Here is an 18620-nt window from a genome sequence, read left to right on the forward strand (position 1 = left end):
TGCGCTGACCTTCACCATGAAACGACCGGGGCGTCAAGTTTGGCGGGGCGTCCGGGCGTTCAATCTTGGCCAGCGTGCCTCAAATGGTGCTAAACCCGCTTGGCATCAAGGCAATCGGCGTCTAGTTAGCTTGCGAATGGTTCAAATAAAGGTTCTGTGATGGAAATCGAAGCACGTCTTGAGGATGTCAGGCAGCGGATCGCGGAAGCTGCGGAGAAATCCGGCCGCAAGGCAGAGGCGGTGGCACTGGTCGCCGTCTCGAAGACATTCGACGCGGAGGCGATCCAGCCGGTCATCAATGGTGGCCAGCGCGTGTTCGGCGAGAACCGCGTACAGGAAGCGCAGGGCAAATGGCCTGCCCTGAAAGAAAAGACACCTGACATCGAGCTGCATCTGATCGGCCCGCTGCAATCCAACAAGGCGGCGGATGCCGTTGCATTATTTGATGTCGTGCAGAGCATCGACCGGGAAAAGATCGCCCGCGCGCTTTCCGAAGAATGCGTCAAGCAGGGCCGCAGCCTTCGTTTCTATGTGCAGGTCAATACCGGGCTTGAGCCGCAGAAGGCCGGCATCGATCCGCGCGAGACGGCTACCTTTGTTGCTTTTTGCCGGGATGAGCTGAAATTGCCGGTCGAGGGGCTGATGTGCATTCCGCCGGCGGAGGAAAATCCCGGTCCGCATTTTGCGCTTCTGGCGAAGCTTGCAAAACAATGCGGCCTCGAGAAGCTTTCCATGGGCATGTCGGGCGATTTCGAAACCGCAGTCGAATTCGGCGCAACGAGCGTGCGCGTCGGCTCGGCGATCTTCGGCGCTCGATAAATCATAAAACAAAAAACCCGGCGTTTCGGCCGGGTTTTCAAACAGCGCGAGACTTTCGATCAGTAGTGATCGTCCTCGTCTTCGTCCTTCGGTGTCGACTTCAGCGAAGAGAGCTTCTTGAAGACCGCGTCTGCATCGATCTGTTCTTCTTCTTCGCGCTGGAAGCTGTAGTCCAGACCTTCCGTTGCCGTTGCCGGCTGCAGCGTGTTGCCAAGTTCTTCGGCGGTCGGCAGCGGACGGCCGCGAGAGGCGCGTTCAACTTCGAGGTCGAGATCGATCTGGCTGCAGAGGCCGAGCGTTACCGGGTCCATCGGCGTCAGGTTGGCCGAATTCCAGTGGGTACGGTCGCGGATCTGCTCAATGGTGGATTTGGTCGTGCCGACGAGGCGCGAAATCTGTGCATCCTTCAGTTCCGGATGGTTGCGAACCAGCCAGAGAATGGCGTTCGGACGATCCTGACGCTTGGAAACCGGCGTGTAGCGCGGGCCGCGGCGCTTGGATTCCGGCACGCGGACCTTCGGCTCGGAGAGCTTGAGCTTGTGGTTCGGATTGCCTTCAGCGCGGGCGATCTCGTCGCGGGAAAGCTGTCCGGTCGCGATGGGGTCGAGGCCCTTGATGCCCTGCGCGGCTTCACCGTCGGCAATCGCCTTGACTTCAAGCGGATGCAGTTTGCAGAACGTGGCGATCTGATCGAACGACAGCGCGGTGTTGTCAACCAGCCATACAGCCGTAGCCTTTGGCATGAGCAATTGTTGAGCCATAGATACAGTCCTTCTGTCCGTCCGCGCCGGTGTCGCGGGCGTGGTATCAACCACTAATTTCCGGGATATTGGCGCTCTATAACCGGATTGCATCATAATTGCAATTCTTTGCAAAACAAATGCCTTTGTCTAATTGCCGTGCGTGATCGACCTGCTATGAATTCACCACATGCCTGAGGTGGGAGTCTCAAGGCGCCCGTTTAGAACAAGACATTTATGGTTTCAGGAGGAGTTTATGTCTGCCAAGATTTATCCGGTGCTCAAATCGGCGAAAGCCCGCACGCTCATCGACAATGAGCGTTACCAGAAATGGTATCAGGAGAGCGTCGAGGATCCCGAGAAGTTCTGGGACAAGCACGGCCGGCGGATCGACTGGTTCAAACCCTATACCAAGGTCAAGAACACCTCCTTCAAGGGAAGGGTGCCGATCAAGTGGTTCGAGGACGGCCTGACCAACGTCTCCTATAACTGTATCGACCGGCATCTGAAGACCCATGGTGAGCGCACGGCGATCATCTGGGAAGGCGACAATCCCTATATCGACAAGAAGATCACCTATAACCAGCTCTACGACTATGTCTGCCGCCTGGCGAACGTGCTGAAGAAGCACGGCGTGAAGAAGGGCGACCGCGTCACCATCTACATGCCGATGATACCCGAGGCGGCCTATGCCATGCTCGCCTGCGCTCGTATCGGCGCCATTCACTCCGTCGTGTTCGGCGGGTTCTCACCGGAAGCGCTGGCGGGCCGTATCGTCGACTGCCAGTCCACTTTCGTCATCACCTGCGATGAGGGCGTACGCGGTGGTAAACCGATCCCGCTCAAGGAAAACACCGACAAGGCGATCGATATTGCCGCCAAGCAATATGTCATCGTCAACAAGGTTCTGGTCGTGCGCCGCACCGGCGGCAAGACCGGCTGGGCGCCGGGCCGTGACATCTGGTACCATCAGGAAATCGCTACCGTGAAACCGGATTGCCCGCCGGTGAAGATGCGGGCGGAAGATCCGCTTTTCATTCTTTACACGTCAGGCTCCACCGGCAAGCCGAAGGGCGTGCTGCACACCACGGGCGGCTATCTCGTTTATACGTCGATGACGCATGAATATGTCTTCGACTACAAGGACGGCGAGGTCTATTGGTGTACCGCCGATGTCGGCTGGGTCACGGGCCATTCCTACATCGTCTACGGGCCGCTTGCGAACTGCGCGACGACGCTGATGTTCGAGGGCGTTCCCAACTTCCCGGACCAGGGTCGTTTCTGGGAAGTCATTGACAAGCACAAGGTCAATATCTTCTATACCGCACCGACGGCGCTCAGATCGCTGATGGGGGCCGGCGACCAGTTCGTCCAGCGCTCCTCGCGCTCCAGCATCAGGCTTCTCGGCACGGTTGGGGAGCCGATCAATCCGGAAGCCTGGGAGTGGTATTACCATGTGGTCGGTGAGGACAAGAGCCCCATCGTCGACACCTGGTGGCAGACGGAAACCGGCGGTATTCTCATCTCGCCGCTACCGGGCGCGACCGACCTGAAGCCGGGTTCGGCGACAAGGCCGTTCTTTGGCGTCCAGCCGCAGCTGGTCGATGCCGAAGGCAAGGTGCTGGAGGGGCCGGCCGATGGCAATCTCTGCATCATCGACAGCTGGCCGGGCCAGTCGCGATCCGTCTATGGCGATCACCAGCGCTTCATCGATACCTATTTCTCGACCTATAAGGGCAAGTACTTCACCGGTGACGGCTGCCGGCGCGATGAGGACGGTTATTACTGGATCACCGGCCGCGTCGATGATGTCCTGAACGTCTCCGGCCATCGCCTCGGCACGGCCGAGGTGGAGTCCGCGCTGGTGTCGCATCATCAGGTCTCGGAAGCGGCTGTGGTCGGTTATCCGCATCCCATCAAGGGGCAGGGCATTTATTGTTATGTCACGCTGATGGCGGGTCAGAATGGCGATTATGCGCTGCGGGAGGAGCTGATAAAGCACGTCCGCAACGAGATCGGACCCGTTGCGACGCCTGACAAGATCCAGTTCGCGCCGGGCCTGCCGAAGACCCGCTCGGGCAAGATCATGCGGCGTATCCTGCGGAAAATCGCCGAGGACGATTTCAGTGCGCTGGGGGATACATCGACGCTCGCCGATCCGGCGGTTGTCGAAGATTTGATCGCCAACCGGCAGAACCGCACGGCGTGATCTTTTGAAAAGGCTGCTTCGGCAGCCTTTTCTGTCGGCTATTTTTACAAACAAAAACACCCGGAGGCGGAACCTCCGGGTGTTTTTCGTTTCAACCTGATGGGCTTACTGGCCGCGGATCTTCTTCAGGTCCGCCAGAACGGCGTCAACGACGTCGGCACCGATTTCAGCCTTGTGCTTTTCGTAGACGACCATCGACTTTTCGCGAATGCGGGTCTGCTCTTCCGCAGACAACGCGTTCACTTCGAGACCTGCAGCCTTGATCTTTTCCAGCGACTTCTGGTTCAGGTCGCGGATGACCTTGCGCTCTTCGTCGCGGCCGACGACTGCGCATTCACGCAGGGCCGTCTGTTCTTCGGGCGTGTAGCTGTCGAAGATCGGCTTGGAGAAGAGGAAGAGGAACGGCGTGTAAGCGTGGTTCGTCTCGGTGATGTACTTCTGCACCTCGTAGAACTTGGAGGTGTCGATCGTTACATAGGGGTTTTCCTGTGCGTCGATCGCGTTGGTTTCAAGCGCGGAGAAGACTTCGCCGAAAGCCATCGGCGTTGCGTTGGCGCCGAGGTTCTGGAAGGTGTCGAGGAAGATGTTGTTCTGCATCACGCGAACCTTGAGGCCGGAGAAGTCTTCCCACTTCGTAACGGCATGCTTGGAGTTCGAGAGATTGCGGAAGCCGTTTTCCCAGTAAGCGAGGTTCACGAGACCCTGCTCTTCCAGCTTCTTGTTCATCATGTCGCCGAAGGCGCCGTCCATGACGGCATCGGCTTCCTTGTCGTTGGCAAAGAGGAACGGCAGGTCGAAGACGCCGAGCGACGGGATGAGGCCGACGAGCGGCGAGGACGATGTCACAACGGCTTCCTGAACGCCGGAGCGCAGGGCCTGCGTTGCCTGAAGGTCACCGCCGAGAGCGCCGCCCCAGAATGCCGTCAGCTTCAGCTTGCCGCCGGACTTGTCGTCGAGGCAGGCCTGCATGGCCTTGATGCCGTTGCCGACGGGGTGATCCTGGTTGATGCCGTTCGAAACACGGATGTTACGGCTGTTGAATTCGGCCATTGCCGGAGCTGCGGCGCCAACGGCGAAAGCGATGGCCGTGGTGGTCAGAAGAAGCTTTCTCATAATATCCTCCCTTGGATTGTGTTCGAGAAACAGGTTGCGGATTAACGGAGATACTGCAGCGGTACGAGGACGATGTCCGGGAAAATCACTAGCAGCGCCAGGACGATGGTTTCGGCGACGAGGAACGGCCAGACGCCGATCGTGACCTTGCCAAGCGGAATGCGGCCGACACCGCTGACGACGTTCAGCACGACGCCAACCGGAGGCGTAATCAGGCCGATGGCGTTGTTGATGATGAAGAGAACACCGAAATAGACCGGATCAATGCCCGCCTGTTTGACGATAGGCATCAGAACAGGCGTCAGGATCAGGATGGTCGGCGTCAGGTCGAGTGCCGTTCCGACAATGAAGACCAGTACCATCATTGCGGCCATCAGAAGCATCGGGCGGTCGATCAGCGGCTCGATATAGCCTGCGACTTCGTTCGGAATGTTCGCTGCCGTGATAAGCCATGCGGAGACGAGTGCCGCGCAAACCAGGAACATGATGATGGACGTGCTCTTGGCGGCGCGCAGAAGCACGTGGAACAGATCCGCCGGCTTCAGTTCGCGATAGATCACCATACCGACGAAAAGCGCGTAGACAGCCGCAACGACGGCAGCTTCCGTCGGCGTCATGATGCCTGCTTTGATGCCGCCGAGAATGATGACAGGCATGCCGAGCGCCCAGCCGGCGCGAGCCGTGGCGGTCAGACGTTCCTTGGCGGAGGTCTTCGGCAGCGGCTGGACGTTATCCTTTCGGACCACGATCAGCCAGGCGACGATCAGCGAAATGCCCATGAGAATGCCGGGAACGATACCCGCAAGGAAAAGCTGGGTGATCGAGACGTTGGCGGCAACACCGAAAACGATGAAGGCCATGGACGGCGGAATGACCGGGGCGATGATACCGCCTGCGGCGATGAGGCCACCGGAGCGCGGAATGTTGTAACCGGCCTTCGCCATCATCGGGATAAGGATTGCGGCAAGGGCTGCGGTATCGGCTGCGGCCGAGCCGGAGATGCTGGCCATGATGATGGCCGCCACGATGGCCACGATGCCGAGACCACCACGGATGTGACCGACAAGCGCGATCGCAAAGTCGATGATGCGGCGGGAAAGGCCGCCGGAATTCATCAGTTCGCCGGCCAAGATGAAGAAGGGGATGGCAAGCAGCGTGAAGGTGTCTGCGCCCGAGATCATGTTCTGGGCGATGATCGCGGTGTTGAACATGCCCATGTACCACATGAGCACGACGCCGCAGAACATCAGCGAGAAAGCGACGGGAACGCCAATAGCCATGGCTCCCAGCAGAGAGCCGACAAAAACGAGAAGTGTCATGGTATCAGCGCTCCGAAAGCTGTTCGATCGTCAGATTCTCGCCCGCGAACTGGGCGATTTCGTCTTCTGTCACGCGGCCCGTCAAATAACGGTACAGGCGCTCCAGTGCGATGATGAACATCAGGCCGCCGGTGAACATGCCGATGCCATAGACCCAGATCATCGACAGCTTGGTGACGGGAGCGTGCATGCTGGCATTGATGCCGGACTGTTTCCAGGTGCCCCAGAAGAAGATGGCGGAACAGGCCAGAATGATGATGTTCGACACGATCATGCAGACGACGCGGGCGCGGCGCGACAGGAACATCACGAGCGTTTCGATGCCCATATGGCTGTTTTCGCGGAAGGTAAGCACGGCGCCGATGAAGGTCAGCCACACGAAGAAATATCGCGACAGTTCTTCCGAGATGTTGATGCCGGAATTCATCGTATAACGCATGACGACGTTGACGAAGACCATGATCGACATGCCGGCGAGCAGCAGGACGAGAATGATTTCGAGAATCCGGTAAAAGAGATTGATGGTCTTTTGCATTTTCCCCTCCCGAAGAAATATCTAGAGCAGCCCTCGTTTCGCCAGGTTGCGCATCAGGGCCGCGGTGCCGAATGTCCATTCCGGGCACTCGTCGGTCGTGGTGACCCAGTTGATCAGCTTACCGAGCTTGGGCGTGGAGATTTCGACACGGTCACCCTTTGAATGGGTGAAGCCGAGGCCTGGGCCATGGCGATCCTTCACCGGCGCGAACATCGTGCCAAGGAAAAAGACGGCGCCGTCAGGATATTGGTGGTTGCGGTTCAAGAGCTGCGAAGCGAGGTTTTCCGGTGTGCGGCTGATCGCTTCCATGGGGCTGACGCCCGTCATGGTGAAGCCGTCTTCGCCTTCGACCAGAAGTGATATCTGCGACTTCTTCACGTCTTCGATGGTGAAGTTGCCGTCAAACAGGCGGATGAAAGGACCAATCGCGCAGGAAGCGTTATTGTCCTTTGCCTTGCTGAGAAGCAGGGCGGAACGGCCTTCGAAATCGCGCAGATTAACATCGTTGCCAAGTGTCGCGCCGACGATGCGACCATCGGAAGCGATGGCCAGCACCACTTCCGGTTCCGGGTTGTTCCATTGCGATTTCGGGTGAACGCCGATCAGCGCGCCGCAGCCCACGGAAGCCATGGCCTGCGCCTTGGAGAAAATTTCCGCATCCGGGCCAATGCCCACTTCCAGATATTGCGACCAGAGGCCCATTTCCTGGAGCAGTTTCTTCACTTCGGCCGCTTTTTCGGAGCCAGCTTCAAGTCCCTTGAGATTGTCGCCGAGAACCGGCGCCAGCCTTCCGCGGATTTCCTGTGCGCGAAGCGGGTCACCCTTGGCCTGCTCTTCGATCACGCGTTCCAGCATGCTGTCGGCGAAGGTGACGCCTGCGGCCTTGACTGCCTGAATGTCGTTGGGGGCAAGAAGTTCGCCGGCGGAACCGTCCAGAAAGGCTTCCAGTGCGCCGAGAGCGACAAAAGTGCCGGTGTCGGCAAGCCGCTCAACCAGATCCGTCTTTTCCAGCAGTTCCGACATGGTGGGCGAGACGGAGGTGAGATCGTAAAGGACACCGCCCTTGAGCAGAACCGGGCAGGGGCCACCTTCGCTTTTCGACCAGACGCGGCCGACGAGCAGCGCGTTCTCGAAATCTTCAGGCAAAATTGCGGCAGCGTCGATGGACCTTGTACCGGCCATGTAGTCCTCCCCTTCAGTCTCCAGACAATCCGCCTCCTGCGGTCTTATTGTCTGGATGTCTGACAACCAAATCCCATTCTTCTTAGTATGACTTTTCTGACGAGTCTAGCGGTGTCGCGGACAAAATTATCGTGTTTCGCCTCTGGACTGCCGGAAAGCTGTGAAACCTGTCCTATAGCTTTGCGGTTGAGGCCTTTATTCTATCCTCAGAATATATCCAGTTCGAGGTTCACCCGGCTTGCTGCGCCCATCAGGTGCTTGCGCATGGCGTTCTTGGCCGCAGTCGCATCGGCGCTTTCGACAGCTTCGTAGATGGCGACATGTTCGGCGATCGTCACCTCGAGAATTTCACCAAAAACCGCACGGGAGAAAGCGATGTTGATGGCGGAGCTGATGCGTTCCGCGATAAAGCCTAGGAACATCAGGAAATATTCGTTCTGCGTCGCTTCCGCCAGAATGCGGTGGAAGTCGAGATCGGCTGCAACGCCCTCTGTCGCCCAGTCGTCGGCGGTCTTCATCTTTTCCAGCGCCGCAGCGAGCCGCGTCAATTGTTGTGGCGTGCGGTGCAGTGCTGCCAGACCCGCCGCCTCTATTTCCAGCGGCATGCGAAGCTGGAATAGATCGCGGAAATTTTCCGGGTCGTTGAGACGGGAGCGCTCGATGCGGATGGACAGTCGCTGCCGGGGATCTGTGACGAATGCGCCCACGCCCTGCCGTGTTTCGACAAAACCCTCATTGCGCAATTGCGCGATCGCCTCGCGGATGACCGAGCGGCTGACGCCGAAGGTTTTCGCCAGAACATGTTCCGTCGGCAACCTGTCGCCCGGCCCGAGTTTCGAATCATTGATCTCGCGGGCGATCTCCGCGGCGATCCGGCCGGGAAGATGGTCGTTGCGATGTATCTGATTGAACTCCAGCGTCATGGTTGCTCCCGTTCCACAGAAACGATTGGTTCGTTTTCCCCCGTGGCAGCAGCTTCCTCCTCCGCTGCCAGCAGGTTTTTCAAAGGCGGCAGCTTGGCCGCCTTTGCCTTTTCCTGATTAGCTATCCGGTTGCAGGCTTATCTGGCAACCTGGATTCATTCTCAAATCGGGGTCGAAGGCGTTTTTCAGGCCCGTGATCATCCGGCGCTGCACATCGGATAGCCGGCTTTCGAAATCGGAACGTTTCAGGCGGCCGATGCCGTGTTCGGCGCTGATGCTGCCGACGTAGCGGTCGAGCACCTCGTTCACGAGTGTCTTGGACTTGTAGATGAAGGCGTCGCGCTCTCCCGGCGTCGAACCGTTGGGCGGCAGCACGTTGAGGTGGACGTTGCCGTCTCCAACATGGCCGTAGGAAACCGCGAGGCACTCCGGCAGCTTTTCCGCCAGTTCCGCCTCGGCTTCGGCCACGAAGGCCGCGAGTTTGGACAGCGGCACCGAAATATCGGTGCGCATATGGCTGCCGCGCAGCGCCTGGCCTTCGTTCATGCCTTCGCGGAAAAGCCACAGCAATTGTGCCTGCGCCCGCGAGGAGGCGATGACGCCGTCCAGCACTAGGCCGTCTTCCATCACGCCCTCGAGGAAGCGTCCCATCAGGTCGGCCGTGTCCACCAGACCCGAACCGGAAATTTCCATCAGCACATAGGCGGGATAGTCGCCGGCGATTGGCATCTTGAGGTCGGGTATGGCTTCGATCGCCAGCGTGAAGGCGACGGGCGGCATGAATTCGAAGGCGGACATGAGATCGCAGCATTCGCGGCGGGCGCGTCGGTAAAGCTTGATGGCATCGTCAAGCGAATTGAGGCCGAGCAACGCCGTCTCGACATGTTCGGGATTGGGGTAAAGCTTGACGGCAACGGCGGTTATGATGCCGAGCGTTCCTTCCGCGCCGATGAAAAGCTGCTTCAGATCGATGCCGCGATTGTCCTTGCGCAGTGTCGACAGCCCGTTCCAGATGGTGCCATCAGGCAGGACCACTTCCAGACCCAGCACCAGTTCGCGGGTCATGCCGTAGCGCAGGACATTGATGCCGCCGGCATTGGTGGAGACGTTGCCGCCGATGCGGCAGCTGCCCTGTGCACCGAGCGACAGCGGGAAGAACATGCCCTTGTCCTGAACCGCATCCTTGAATTCCGAGAGAATGCAACCGGCTTCCACGACGGCGGAAAAATCGTCGCTATCGATGGTGCGGATGGCGTTCATGCGCTCGAGGCTCAATACGACCTGATGCTTGGGGGCATCGGGAATGCCACCGAGCACCAGTCCGGTGTTACCGCCCTGGGGGATGATGGCAAGGCCGAGTTCCGCGCAAGCGCGAACAGTGTCGGAGACTTCCTTGGTCGAACGGGGGCGGATAACGGCCACGGCCGAGCTGGTGACATCGCCGTGCCAGTCGCGGCAATAGCGCAGCATGTCTTCCTGCGATGTCAGCAGCAAAGCCTCGCCGAGCCTGTTCTTCAACGAGAACCGCAATTCCTCGATATCGGTTTCGCTCACGATCGTCATTCCACCCTCTCCGTCCAATCCGCCCTAAATTTCCGGACAGGGCTCTTTCGCCCTTGCTTTTGCCCGTTTGTGAAAAAATACTATTTTCAATCCGATCATATAAGGTTATCAGACAACCTTACAAGCTAATTTATCGGCGACTGGCCGATGATGTTTTTTCGGTCCCGGGAGAATGGCCGGGACAAAGAGGAGGAAGACATGCATATCGCAATCATCGGCGCCGCAGGCATGGTTGGCCGCAAGCTGACGCAGCGTCTCGTCAAGGATGGATCGCTCGGCGGCAAGCCGATCGACAAGTTCACGCTTATCGACGTGTTTCAGCCCGAAGCGCCCGCCGGTTTTTCCGGTGCAGTCGATGCGCGTGCCGCCGATCTCTCCGCGCCGGGTGAGGCCGAAAAGCTTGTTGAAGCCCGTCCCGATGCCATTTTTCACCTCGCTGCCATCGTCTCCGGTGAAGCCGAGCTCGATTTTGACAAGGGCTATCGCATCAATCTCGACGGTACGCGTTATCTCTTCGATGCCATCCGCATTGCCAACGGCAAGGATGGTTACAAGCCGCGCGTGGTCTTCACCTCGTCTATCGCCGTCTTCGGTGCGCCGCTTCCCTATCCGATCCCGGACGAGTTCCACACCACGCCGCTGACCAGCTATGGTACGCAAAAGGCGATCTGCGAATTGCTGCTGTCCGACTACAGCCGTCGCGGTTTCTTTGACGGCATCGGCATTCGTCTGCCGACCATCTGCATTCGTCCCGGCAAGCCGAATGCGGCTGCTTCCGGCTTCTTCTCCAATATCCTGCGCGAGCCGCTGGTCGGCCAGGAAGCGGTTCTGCCGGTGCCGGAAAGCATTCGCCACTGGCACGCCTCGCCACGTTCCGCCATCGGTTTCCTGATCCATGGCGCAACGATTGACGTGGAAAAGGTCGGCCCGCGCCGCAACCTGTCGATGCCGGGCCTTAGCGCCACCGTCGGCGAGCAGATCGAAGCGCTGCGCAAGGTCGCTGGCGAAAAGGCCGTTGCCCTTATCCGCCGCGAGCCGAACGAGATGATCATGCGCATGTGCGAAGGCTGGGCCCCCGGTTTCGAAGCCAAGCGCGCTCGGGAGCTGGGCTTCACGGCCGAAAGCTCGTTCGAAGAGATCATTCAGGTTCATATCGAAGACGAACTGGGAGGTTCACTGAAATGAGTGTCGACGGGGAGGAGAAGAAGCGGTCTGTCGCCTTTATCGGCACGGGCCTGATGGGCGGGCCGATGGCCCGGCGCCTGCTGGGCGCCGGCTTTTCGGTCACGGTCTGGAACCGTAGCGTCGATAAGGCCGAGGCACTGGTTGGCGATGGTGCGGTCGTCGCGGCATCGCCGGCGGATGCCGCCAAGGGCGCCGATATCGTCATCACCATGCTGAGCGACGGCAAGGCTGTGGGCGAGGTGCTGTTTGCGGCCGGCGTGGCCGAAGCGCTGAAAAAGGGTGCGATCGTCATCGACAGCAGCTCGATTGCGCCGCCGATTGCGCGCGAACATTCCTCCCGGCTTCAGTCGCTCGGCATTCATCACGTTGACGCGCCGGTTTCCGGCGGCGTGCCGGGCGCGACCGCCGGTACGCTTGCGATCATGGCGGGTGGCGATGAGGCGCTGATCTCGGGTCTTGCCGATGTTTTCGCGCCGATGGGCCGGCTGACCTATGTCGGTCCCTCGGGTGCTGGCCAGCTCTGCAAGCTCGCCAACCAGCAGATCGTTGCCATCACCATCGGCGCGGTTGCCGAGGCGATGATGCTCGTGGAAGCGGGCGGCGCATCTCGTGAAGGGTTCCGCAACGCCATTCGCGGCGGTTTTGCCGAAAGCCGGATTCTGGAACTGCATGGCGACCGCATGGTGAAGCGAAATTTCGTACCTGGCGGTCCCTCCAAGTTCCAGCTCAAGGATCTGAACGGCGTGCTGGCGACAGCGAAGGATCTGTCTCTCAACCTGCCGCTTACCCAGCAGGTGACGCGGGAATTCGATGACTTCGTCGGTGATGGCGGTGCCGATATCGACCATAGCGGCATCCTGCTTTACCTCGAAAAACTGAACAACCGGGAACAGGGCTGAGGCAGGTTCATGAGCGACGAGAAGACACCGATGCGCCGCCTGCGGTCGCAGGACTGGTTCGACAATCCCGACCATCTCGACATGACGGCGCTCTATCTGGAGCGCTTCATGAATTACGGCGTGACGCCGGAAGAGCTGCGTTCCGGCAAGCCGGTCATCGGCATTGCCCAGAGCGGCAGCGACCTGACGCCCTGTAACCGCGTCCATGTGGAACTGGTCAAGCGGGTGCGGGACGGCATCCGCGATGCGGGTGGCATTCCCATCGAGTTTCCGACCCATCCGATGTTTGAAAACTGCAAGCGCCCGACGGCGGCGCTTGACCGCAATCTTGCCTATCTCAGCCTTGTGGAAGTGCTTTACGGTTATCCGCTTGATGGTGTCGTTTTGACCACGGGTTGCGACAAGACCACGCCTTCGGCATTGATGGCGGCAAGCACGGTGGATATTCCGGCCATCGTTCTATCCGGCGGGCCGATGCTCGACGGTTATCATGATGGCGATCTGGTTGGTTCCGGCACGGTCATCTGGCGCATGCGCCGCAAATACGGCGCTGGCGAAATCACCCGTGAGGAATTCTTGCAGGCAGCGCTGGAATCAGCCCCGTCGGTCGGCCATTGCAACACCATGGGCACGGCCTCTACCATGAACGCCATGGCGGAGGCGCTCGGCATGTCGCTTACCGGCTGCGGCGCCATTCCCGCCGCTTACCGTGAACGCGGCCAGATGGCCTATCGCACCGGCCGCCGCGCCGTCGAGCTGGTTGTCGAAAATATCAAGCCTTCCGACATCATGACGCGAGAGGCGTTTTTGAACGCGATCCGCGTCAACTCGGCAATCGGCGGTTCCACCAACGCCCAGCCGCATCTGGCAGCCATGGCCAAACATGCGGGCGTCGAGCTTCGCGAGGAAGACTGGCAGGTCCACGGTTACGACATTCCGCTCATCGCCAATGTTCAGCCGGCCGGCAAATGGCTGGGTGAGAAATATCACCGCGCCGGCGGCACGCCCGCCATCATGTGGGAGCTTCTCAAGGCCGGCAAGCTCGACGGAAGCTGTCCCACCGTAACCGGCAAGACCATGGCGGAAAATCTGGAAGGGCGGGAATCGACCGACCGCGACGTGATCCTGCCTTATGACAAGCCGCTGAAGGAACGGGCCGGTTTCCTCGTTCTCAAGGGCAATCTGTTCGATTTCGCCATCATGAAGACGAGCGTGATCTCGGCGGAATTCCGCCAGCGTTATCTGAGCGAACCGGGCCGCGAGGGGATTTTCGAGGGCAAATGCGTGGTGTTCGATGGTTCGGAAGACTATCACGCCCGTATCAACGATCCGTCCCTCGATATTGATGAGCGCACCATTCTCGTTATTCGCGGTGCGGGGCCGCTCGGCTGGCCGGGTTCGGCAGAGGTCGTCAACATGCAGCCACCGGATGCCCTGTTGAAAAAGGGCATCACCAGTCTGCCGACTATCGGCGACGGCCGGCAATCGGGAACGGCGGACAGCCCGTCCATCCTCAACGCCTCGCCGGAAAGTGCCGCAGGCGGCGGACTGGCATGGCTCCGCACGGGCGATGTGATCCGCATCGATTTCAATGGGGGGCAATGCAATGCGCTGGTGCCGGATGAGGAGCTTACCGCCCGCAAGGCCGATGGCATTCCTGCCGTTCCTGCGGATGCGACGCCATGGCAGCGCATCTACCGCCAGTCGGTGATGCAGCTTTCGGATGGCGCGGTTCTGGAAGGGGCCGCGGATTTCCGCCGGATTGCCGAGAAGATGCCCCGGCACAATCATTGATCACATAGGACAAAATCCCCGGCTACGTCCGGGGATTTTTCTTTTCCGGGCGGTTTCGCAATTGATTGCGACCTCTTAATGTATCCGCAAATCCGCATCACAGGGGCAGGACATGACAGATATTTCGATGATAGAGGCCGCGCGTGGGCGCATCGGCAACCATGCGGTTCGCACACCGCTTCTCTCATCGCCTTTTCTGGACGAAATTGCCGGGCGGAAGCTGTTTGTAAAGGCTGAATGCCTGCAGAGAACGGGTTCCTTCAAGTTTCGCGGCGGCTGGTCGGCTGTCTCCGGCCTTCCGGCAGAGGTGCGCGCCAAGGGCGTGATCGCCTTCTCCTCCGGCAACCATGCGCAGGGCGTGGCGCTTGCCGCCCGGCTGCACAATGTTCCTGCCGTCATCATTATGCCGTCGGATGCGCCGAAGATCAAAATCGACAATACCCGCGCTTATGGCGCGGATGTGGTGCTCTATGACCGTGCTAACGAAGATCGCGACGCTATCGGAGATCGCATTTCTCGCGAGCGTGGGCTGACGCTGATCAGGCCCTATGACGAACCGCTGGTCATTGCCGGGCAGGGGACAGTGGGGCTGGAGATTGCTGAACAGGGCGCGGAGCTGGGCATCGGTGCGGCCGAGGTTCTGGTGCCCTGCGGTGGCGGCGGCCTCACCTCCGGCATCTCCCTGGCACTCGCAGCGAAAGCGCCGAACTACAAGGTCAGGACGTCGGAACCGGAGCGGTTCGACGATGTGGCGCGCTCCCTTGCTGCGGGTAAGATCGAGCGTAACGCCACGACCTCGGGCTCGATCTGCGACGCGATCGTCACGCCGCAGCCCGGCAACATTACTTTCCCCATCATGGCCGGGCTGTGCGGAAAAGGCGTTGCCGTGACCGAGGAGGAAGCGCTGCGGGCTATGGTTCTCGCCTTTAACCGGCTGAAGATCGTTGTCGAACCCGGTGGTGCGGTGGCGCTGGCGGCGGCCCTCTTCCACGGCGATGAACTGGAAAGCGAAACGGTGATCGCAGTCGCTTCCGGCGGCAATGTCGATCTGGAGATCATGGCCGGCGCCTTGTCCCGTTTCGGCTGAGGTTAAGGTTGGGCGTCTAGCCGTGCAGCGACCTCATCGGCAATCGCCAGCGAGGCGGTTAGGCCGGGGCTTTCTATGCCGAAAAGATTGACAAGGCCGGCAAGGCCATGCGTTTCCGGCCCATCGATGCGGAAGTCCATGGCCGGTTCGTCCGGGCCGGAAATCTTCGGCCGGATTCCGGAATAGGCCGGGATCAGCGCGTTATCGGGAAGGCCCGGCCAATAACGACGGATCGCATCGCCAAACCCCTCCATGCGGCGGGGATCGACGGCATAGTCGATGGTGTCCACCCACTCCACATCCGGCCCGAAACGGGCCTGGCCGGCGAGATCGAGCGTGAGATGCACGCCGAGGCCATGGGTGTGCGGCGCGGGGTAGATCAGCCGTGAAAAGGGCGACTTGCCGGCCAGCGAAAAATAGCTGCCCTTGGCGAAACGCGCCTGCGGGATATCATCCTCCGGCAATCCTTCGATCTTTCTCGCCACCATGGGTGCAACAAGCCCGGCGGAATTGACGAGCAGCCGGCATGTCAGGCTGGTGGGCTCCGCTCCGCCGACATAAACGCGGAAACCATTGCCCATCGCCTCTGCCTTTTCGAAGGGTGCATTCAGGGCAAGGGCTGCGCCATGATCCTGCGCATCTCCAAGCAGCGCCAGCATATAGGCGTGGCTGTCGATAATACCCGTCGAGGGCGATATCAGGGCTGCGACGCAGGCGAGCGCGGGTTCGAGCAGGCGCGCCTGTCGCTCGTCGATCAGCTCAAGGTCGTTGCAGCCGTTAGCTTCGCCTTTTTCGCGCAGGGTGGCGAGCATGGCCGTTTCTTCATCGCGCGTGGCGACGATGAGCTTGCCGCAGCGGCGATGTGCCACGCCATGGCTTTGGCAGAAGGCATAGAGCCGCTCCTTGCCCTCCACGCAAAGTCGGGCCTTGAGGCTTCCGGCCGGATAATAAAGACCGGCGTGGATGACTTCGCTGTTGCGGGAGGAGGTGGCAGAGCCGAATTCCTTCCCGCTTTCGAGGATGATGACGGAAAGGCCACGCATCGCCAGTGCACGCGCTGTCGCGAGCCCGATCACCCCGGCTCCGATGATGATGGCGTCGATGTCCGTCATGGTCTTTTCCGTGCCCGCCACTGGTTTTGAACGGAAAAGCCCTCCACCGCGTTAATCCCGAGCCATGGGTAGATTGATGCTTGCCGGTGGGCAAGTCGCAATCGGTATTTTTCCCGATGCGCCAATCTTATGGAATTTTATCTCTACTGAAACAGTGGGGAATAAAGCTATTCTACGAGTGAAATAAGCAATGCCCGCTTTGAAGGGCCGAGCAGGAAGGGAGTGTACAATGTCTTATTCCAAGGCAGGAAAAGTAAAAGACTTTGTCTCGCAGCCCCAGTCGCCGCGCAACTGGAAAGATTCGGTTCATGCGGCTCTTGTCGGCGTCTGCGTGGCTTTTGTCGCTGCCGTCATCTTCGGTCTCGTTCCCTGATCCTCCCGATTTTCTCATCAGGTAATTTGAGAATAAAAGGCCGGTCGCTCCTCCGACCGGCCTTTTTCATGACCGCTCACGCCTTCAGGTAATCTTCCGCGAGATCAACCCAGAAAGCGGTTCCGATCGGCAGGATATCGTCGTTGAAATCGAATTTCGGATGGTGCAGCGGCGGGTCGTTATCGGTGCGCGCGGTGCCGAGGAAGAAATAACAGCCGGGCCGTTTCTCCAGCATATAGGCGAAGTCTTCCGCACCCATCGAAGGGCGCTGCATCTCGGCCACCTTTTCAGGTCCGGCAAAACGCCGGGCGAGATCGGCGACATAATCCGTTTCCGCCTTGTGGTTGACGGTTGCATTATAACCGCGCTCGTAATCGATGGTGACACTCATGCCGTAGCTGGCCGCCTGGCCTTCGGCGATCGCCCGGATGCGCTTTTCCAGCTCGTCGCGCACGCCCGGATCGAAGGAGCGGATGGTCAGCAGCATTTCCGCCGTTTCGGGAATGACATTGCTGGCAGCACCGGCATGGAACGCGCCAACGGTGACGACCGCCGACAATTGCGGATGGATGTTGCGGGAGACCACGGTTTGCAGCGCCATGATGATGCTTGCGCCGGCAACGATGGGGTCGGCCGCATCCTGCGGTTCGGCGCCGTGGCCGCCATATCCGTTGACGGTAATCTTGCATTCGTCGACGGCGGCAAGGATCGGCCCGTCGCGTAGCACGAATTGCCCGAAGGGCACGCCGGGATCGTTATGAAGGGCAAAAACCGCATCGCAGGGAAAACGGTCAAACAGCCCGTCCTCGATCATGATGCGGGCACCGCCGAAATTCTCTTCCGCCGGCTGGAAGATCAGATGCAGGGTTCCGTCGAAATTCTTGCGCTCGGCAATGATCTTTGCCGCACCGAGCAGCATGGCGGTATGGCCGTCATGACCGCAGGCATGCATCACACCCTGATTGGCGCTCGCATAATCCGCCCCGGTTTCTTCATGGATCGGCAGGGCGTCGATATCGGCGCGGATGCCGAGCGTGCGGGTGCTGTCGCCATTGCTGAGCGTGGCGACGACACCGGTTCCGGCGAGCCCCCGCGTGACTTCATAACCCATTGCCGCCAACTGTTCGGCAATAAAATCCGACGTCTTGAACTCCGAAAGGCCGATTTCGGGATTGCGGTGCAGGTGGCGGCGAATGGCCACCACATCCGGCATATGGTTGGCAAAAGATGCGAGATTTGCGGTCTGTCTGGTCATTTTTAAAGTCCCGGGTTCGGCCGTTTTTTCCGGCGTCTTTTGTAAATGACATAGCAGCATATGCAGCCATGCGTAAGGGGCGTGCCTGCCCGGAAATGCCCCGAAATTCAGCGCTTGCATCGTGCCGCGACAGGTGGCATGGAACTATTGACGTCCTGGGGCATTAGCTTCTTTCGGATGTAGCGCGGGCCTCTCGGTTCGTGTTGCCCTTCAGGTTGTCAACGGGGGATTATCGGACGTTGCGCGAACAATTTTCGCCATCGGGGAGGGTGCGAAATCCGGTCGGAACGGCATTGCCGGGCCGCAGGACAGCATTTTCTTCCCCCTATCGAAAACACGATGGCCGTACCGACCTCCAGCTTCGCGAACATCCCGGATTAATTATACCGCACCATGATGCGCCCGCGAATGTGCTGCTCATGACGATCCGTTCCGGACAGCGTCCGGTCCGGTTCACCGAAGGTTCAGGATAAGTCATAAATATAGCGTGGCCCGATTTTCGTGCGTGTTCC

16 protein-coding genes are annotated in these 18620 nt (G+C 59.6%); 7 read left to right on the plus strand and 9 right to left on the minus strand.

The genetic code is table 11. The features are described 5' to 3' along the window. Positions 1–159 precede the first annotated feature (159 nt). Positions 160–819: a YggS family pyridoxal phosphate-dependent enzyme gene (locus tag AC1ROR_RS18865; protein ID WP_498590353.1), complete on the plus strand. Its 660-nt coding sequence runs from the start codon at positions 160–162 to the stop codon at positions 817–819. Positions 820–878: 59 nt separating this feature from the next. Here AC1ROR_RS18865 and AC1ROR_RS18870 read toward each other — a convergent pair whose 3' ends face one another. Beyond that, positions 879–1580, minus strand: a complete 702-nt coding sequence (locus tag AC1ROR_RS18870) for a DUF1013 domain-containing protein (RefSeq protein ID WP_035221801.1) — start codon at positions 1578–1580, stop codon at positions 879–881. Between the two features lie 235 nt (positions 1581–1815). Here AC1ROR_RS18870 and acs point away from each other — a divergent pair, with 235 nt between their 5' ends. After that, positions 1816–3768, plus strand: a complete 1953-nt coding sequence (gene acs, locus AC1ROR_RS18875; RefSeq protein ID WP_498590354.1) for an acetate--CoA ligase — start codon at positions 1816–1818, stop codon at positions 3766–3768. Between the two features lie 105 nt (positions 3769–3873). On the opposite strand, the gene AC1ROR_RS18880 is transcribed toward acs, so the two are convergent. The 6 genes from AC1ROR_RS18880 to AC1ROR_RS18905 form a co-directional block, all read right to left on the minus strand. Continuing rightward, positions 3874–4881 carry a TRAP transporter substrate-binding protein gene (locus tag AC1ROR_RS18880; RefSeq protein ID WP_080836231.1) on the minus strand — a complete coding sequence of 336 codons (1008 nt, stop codon included), beginning with the start codon at positions 4879–4881 and terminating at the stop codon, positions 3874–3876. Positions 4882–4922: 41 nt separating this feature from the next. Further along, on the minus strand, positions 4923–6200 hold the full coding sequence (locus tag AC1ROR_RS18885) for a TRAP transporter large permease (RefSeq protein WP_035221797.1): 1278 nt from the start codon (positions 6198–6200) through the stop codon (positions 4923–4925). 4 nt (positions 6201–6204) lie between these two features. Next, entirely contained in the window at positions 6205–6735 is a 531-nt protein-coding gene (locus AC1ROR_RS18890) for a TRAP transporter small permease (RefSeq protein WP_080836225.1), read from the minus strand. A gap of 21 nt (positions 6736–6756) precedes the next feature. Then, positions 6757–7917: a fumarylacetoacetate hydrolase family protein gene (locus AC1ROR_RS18895; protein WP_035221794.1), complete on the minus strand. Its 1161-nt coding sequence runs from the start codon at positions 7915–7917 to the stop codon at positions 6757–6759. Between the two features lie 206 nt (positions 7918–8123). Next, a complete protein-coding gene (locus AC1ROR_RS18900) occupies positions 8124–8840 on the minus strand; it encodes a FadR/GntR family transcriptional regulator (RefSeq protein ID WP_035221793.1) in 717 nt (238 codons plus the stop codon). Positions 8841–8957: 117 nt separating this feature from the next. Then, positions 8958–10403 (minus strand): FAD-binding oxidoreductase, encoded by a 1446-nt coding sequence (locus tag AC1ROR_RS18905; protein ID WP_498590355.1) that lies wholly within the window; start codon positions 10401–10403, stop codon positions 8958–8960. A gap of 198 nt (positions 10404–10601) precedes the next feature. On the opposite strand from AC1ROR_RS18905, the gene denD reads away from it, so the two are divergent. From denD to AC1ROR_RS18925, 4 genes are all read left to right on the plus strand, one after another. Next, positions 10602–11588: a D-erythronate dehydrogenase gene (denD, locus tag AC1ROR_RS18910; protein ID WP_498590356.1), complete on the plus strand. Its 987-nt coding sequence runs from the start codon at positions 10602–10604 to the stop codon at positions 11586–11588. Then, complete coding sequence (locus AC1ROR_RS18915; protein WP_498590357.1) at positions 11585–12487, plus strand: NAD(P)-dependent oxidoreductase; 903 nt, start codon at positions 11585–11587, stop codon at positions 12485–12487. The genes denD and AC1ROR_RS18915 overlap by 4 nt, the downstream gene beginning before the upstream one ends. Positions 12488–12496: 9 nt before the next feature. Further along, the gene (locus AC1ROR_RS18920; RefSeq protein WP_498590358.1) at positions 12497–14281 is read left to right on the plus strand and encodes an IlvD/Edd family dehydratase; all 1785 of its coding nucleotides are present in this window, start codon (positions 12497–12499) and stop codon (positions 14279–14281) included. A 112-nt stretch (positions 14282–14393) separates the two neighbouring features. Further along, complete coding sequence (locus AC1ROR_RS18925) at positions 14394–15368, plus strand: threonine ammonia-lyase (protein ID WP_498590359.1); 975 nt, start codon at positions 14394–14396, stop codon at positions 15366–15368. 2 nt (positions 15369–15370) lie between these two features. Here the strand turns inward: AC1ROR_RS18925 and AC1ROR_RS18930 are convergent, their stop codons facing one another. Further along, complete coding sequence (locus tag AC1ROR_RS18930; protein ID WP_498590360.1) at positions 15371–16480, minus strand: NAD(P)/FAD-dependent oxidoreductase; 1110 nt, start codon at positions 16478–16480, stop codon at positions 15371–15373. 229 nt (positions 16481–16709) lie between these two features. Here AC1ROR_RS18930 and AC1ROR_RS18935 point away from each other — a divergent pair, with 229 nt between their 5' ends. Beyond that, complete coding sequence (locus AC1ROR_RS18935; RefSeq protein ID WP_003505150.1) at positions 16710–16853, plus strand: hypothetical protein; 144 nt, start codon at positions 16710–16712, stop codon at positions 16851–16853. 76 nt (positions 16854–16929) lie between these two features. Here the strand turns inward: AC1ROR_RS18935 and AC1ROR_RS18940 are convergent, their stop codons facing one another. Further along, positions 16930–18108 (minus strand): M20 aminoacylase family protein, encoded by a 1179-nt coding sequence (locus AC1ROR_RS18940; RefSeq protein ID WP_498590361.1) that lies wholly within the window; start codon positions 18106–18108, stop codon positions 16930–16932. Positions 18109–18620: the final 512 nt, after the last annotated feature.

The sequence above is a fragment of the Agrobacterium sp. GW821-FHT14E08 genome (genome assembly GCF_058803865.1).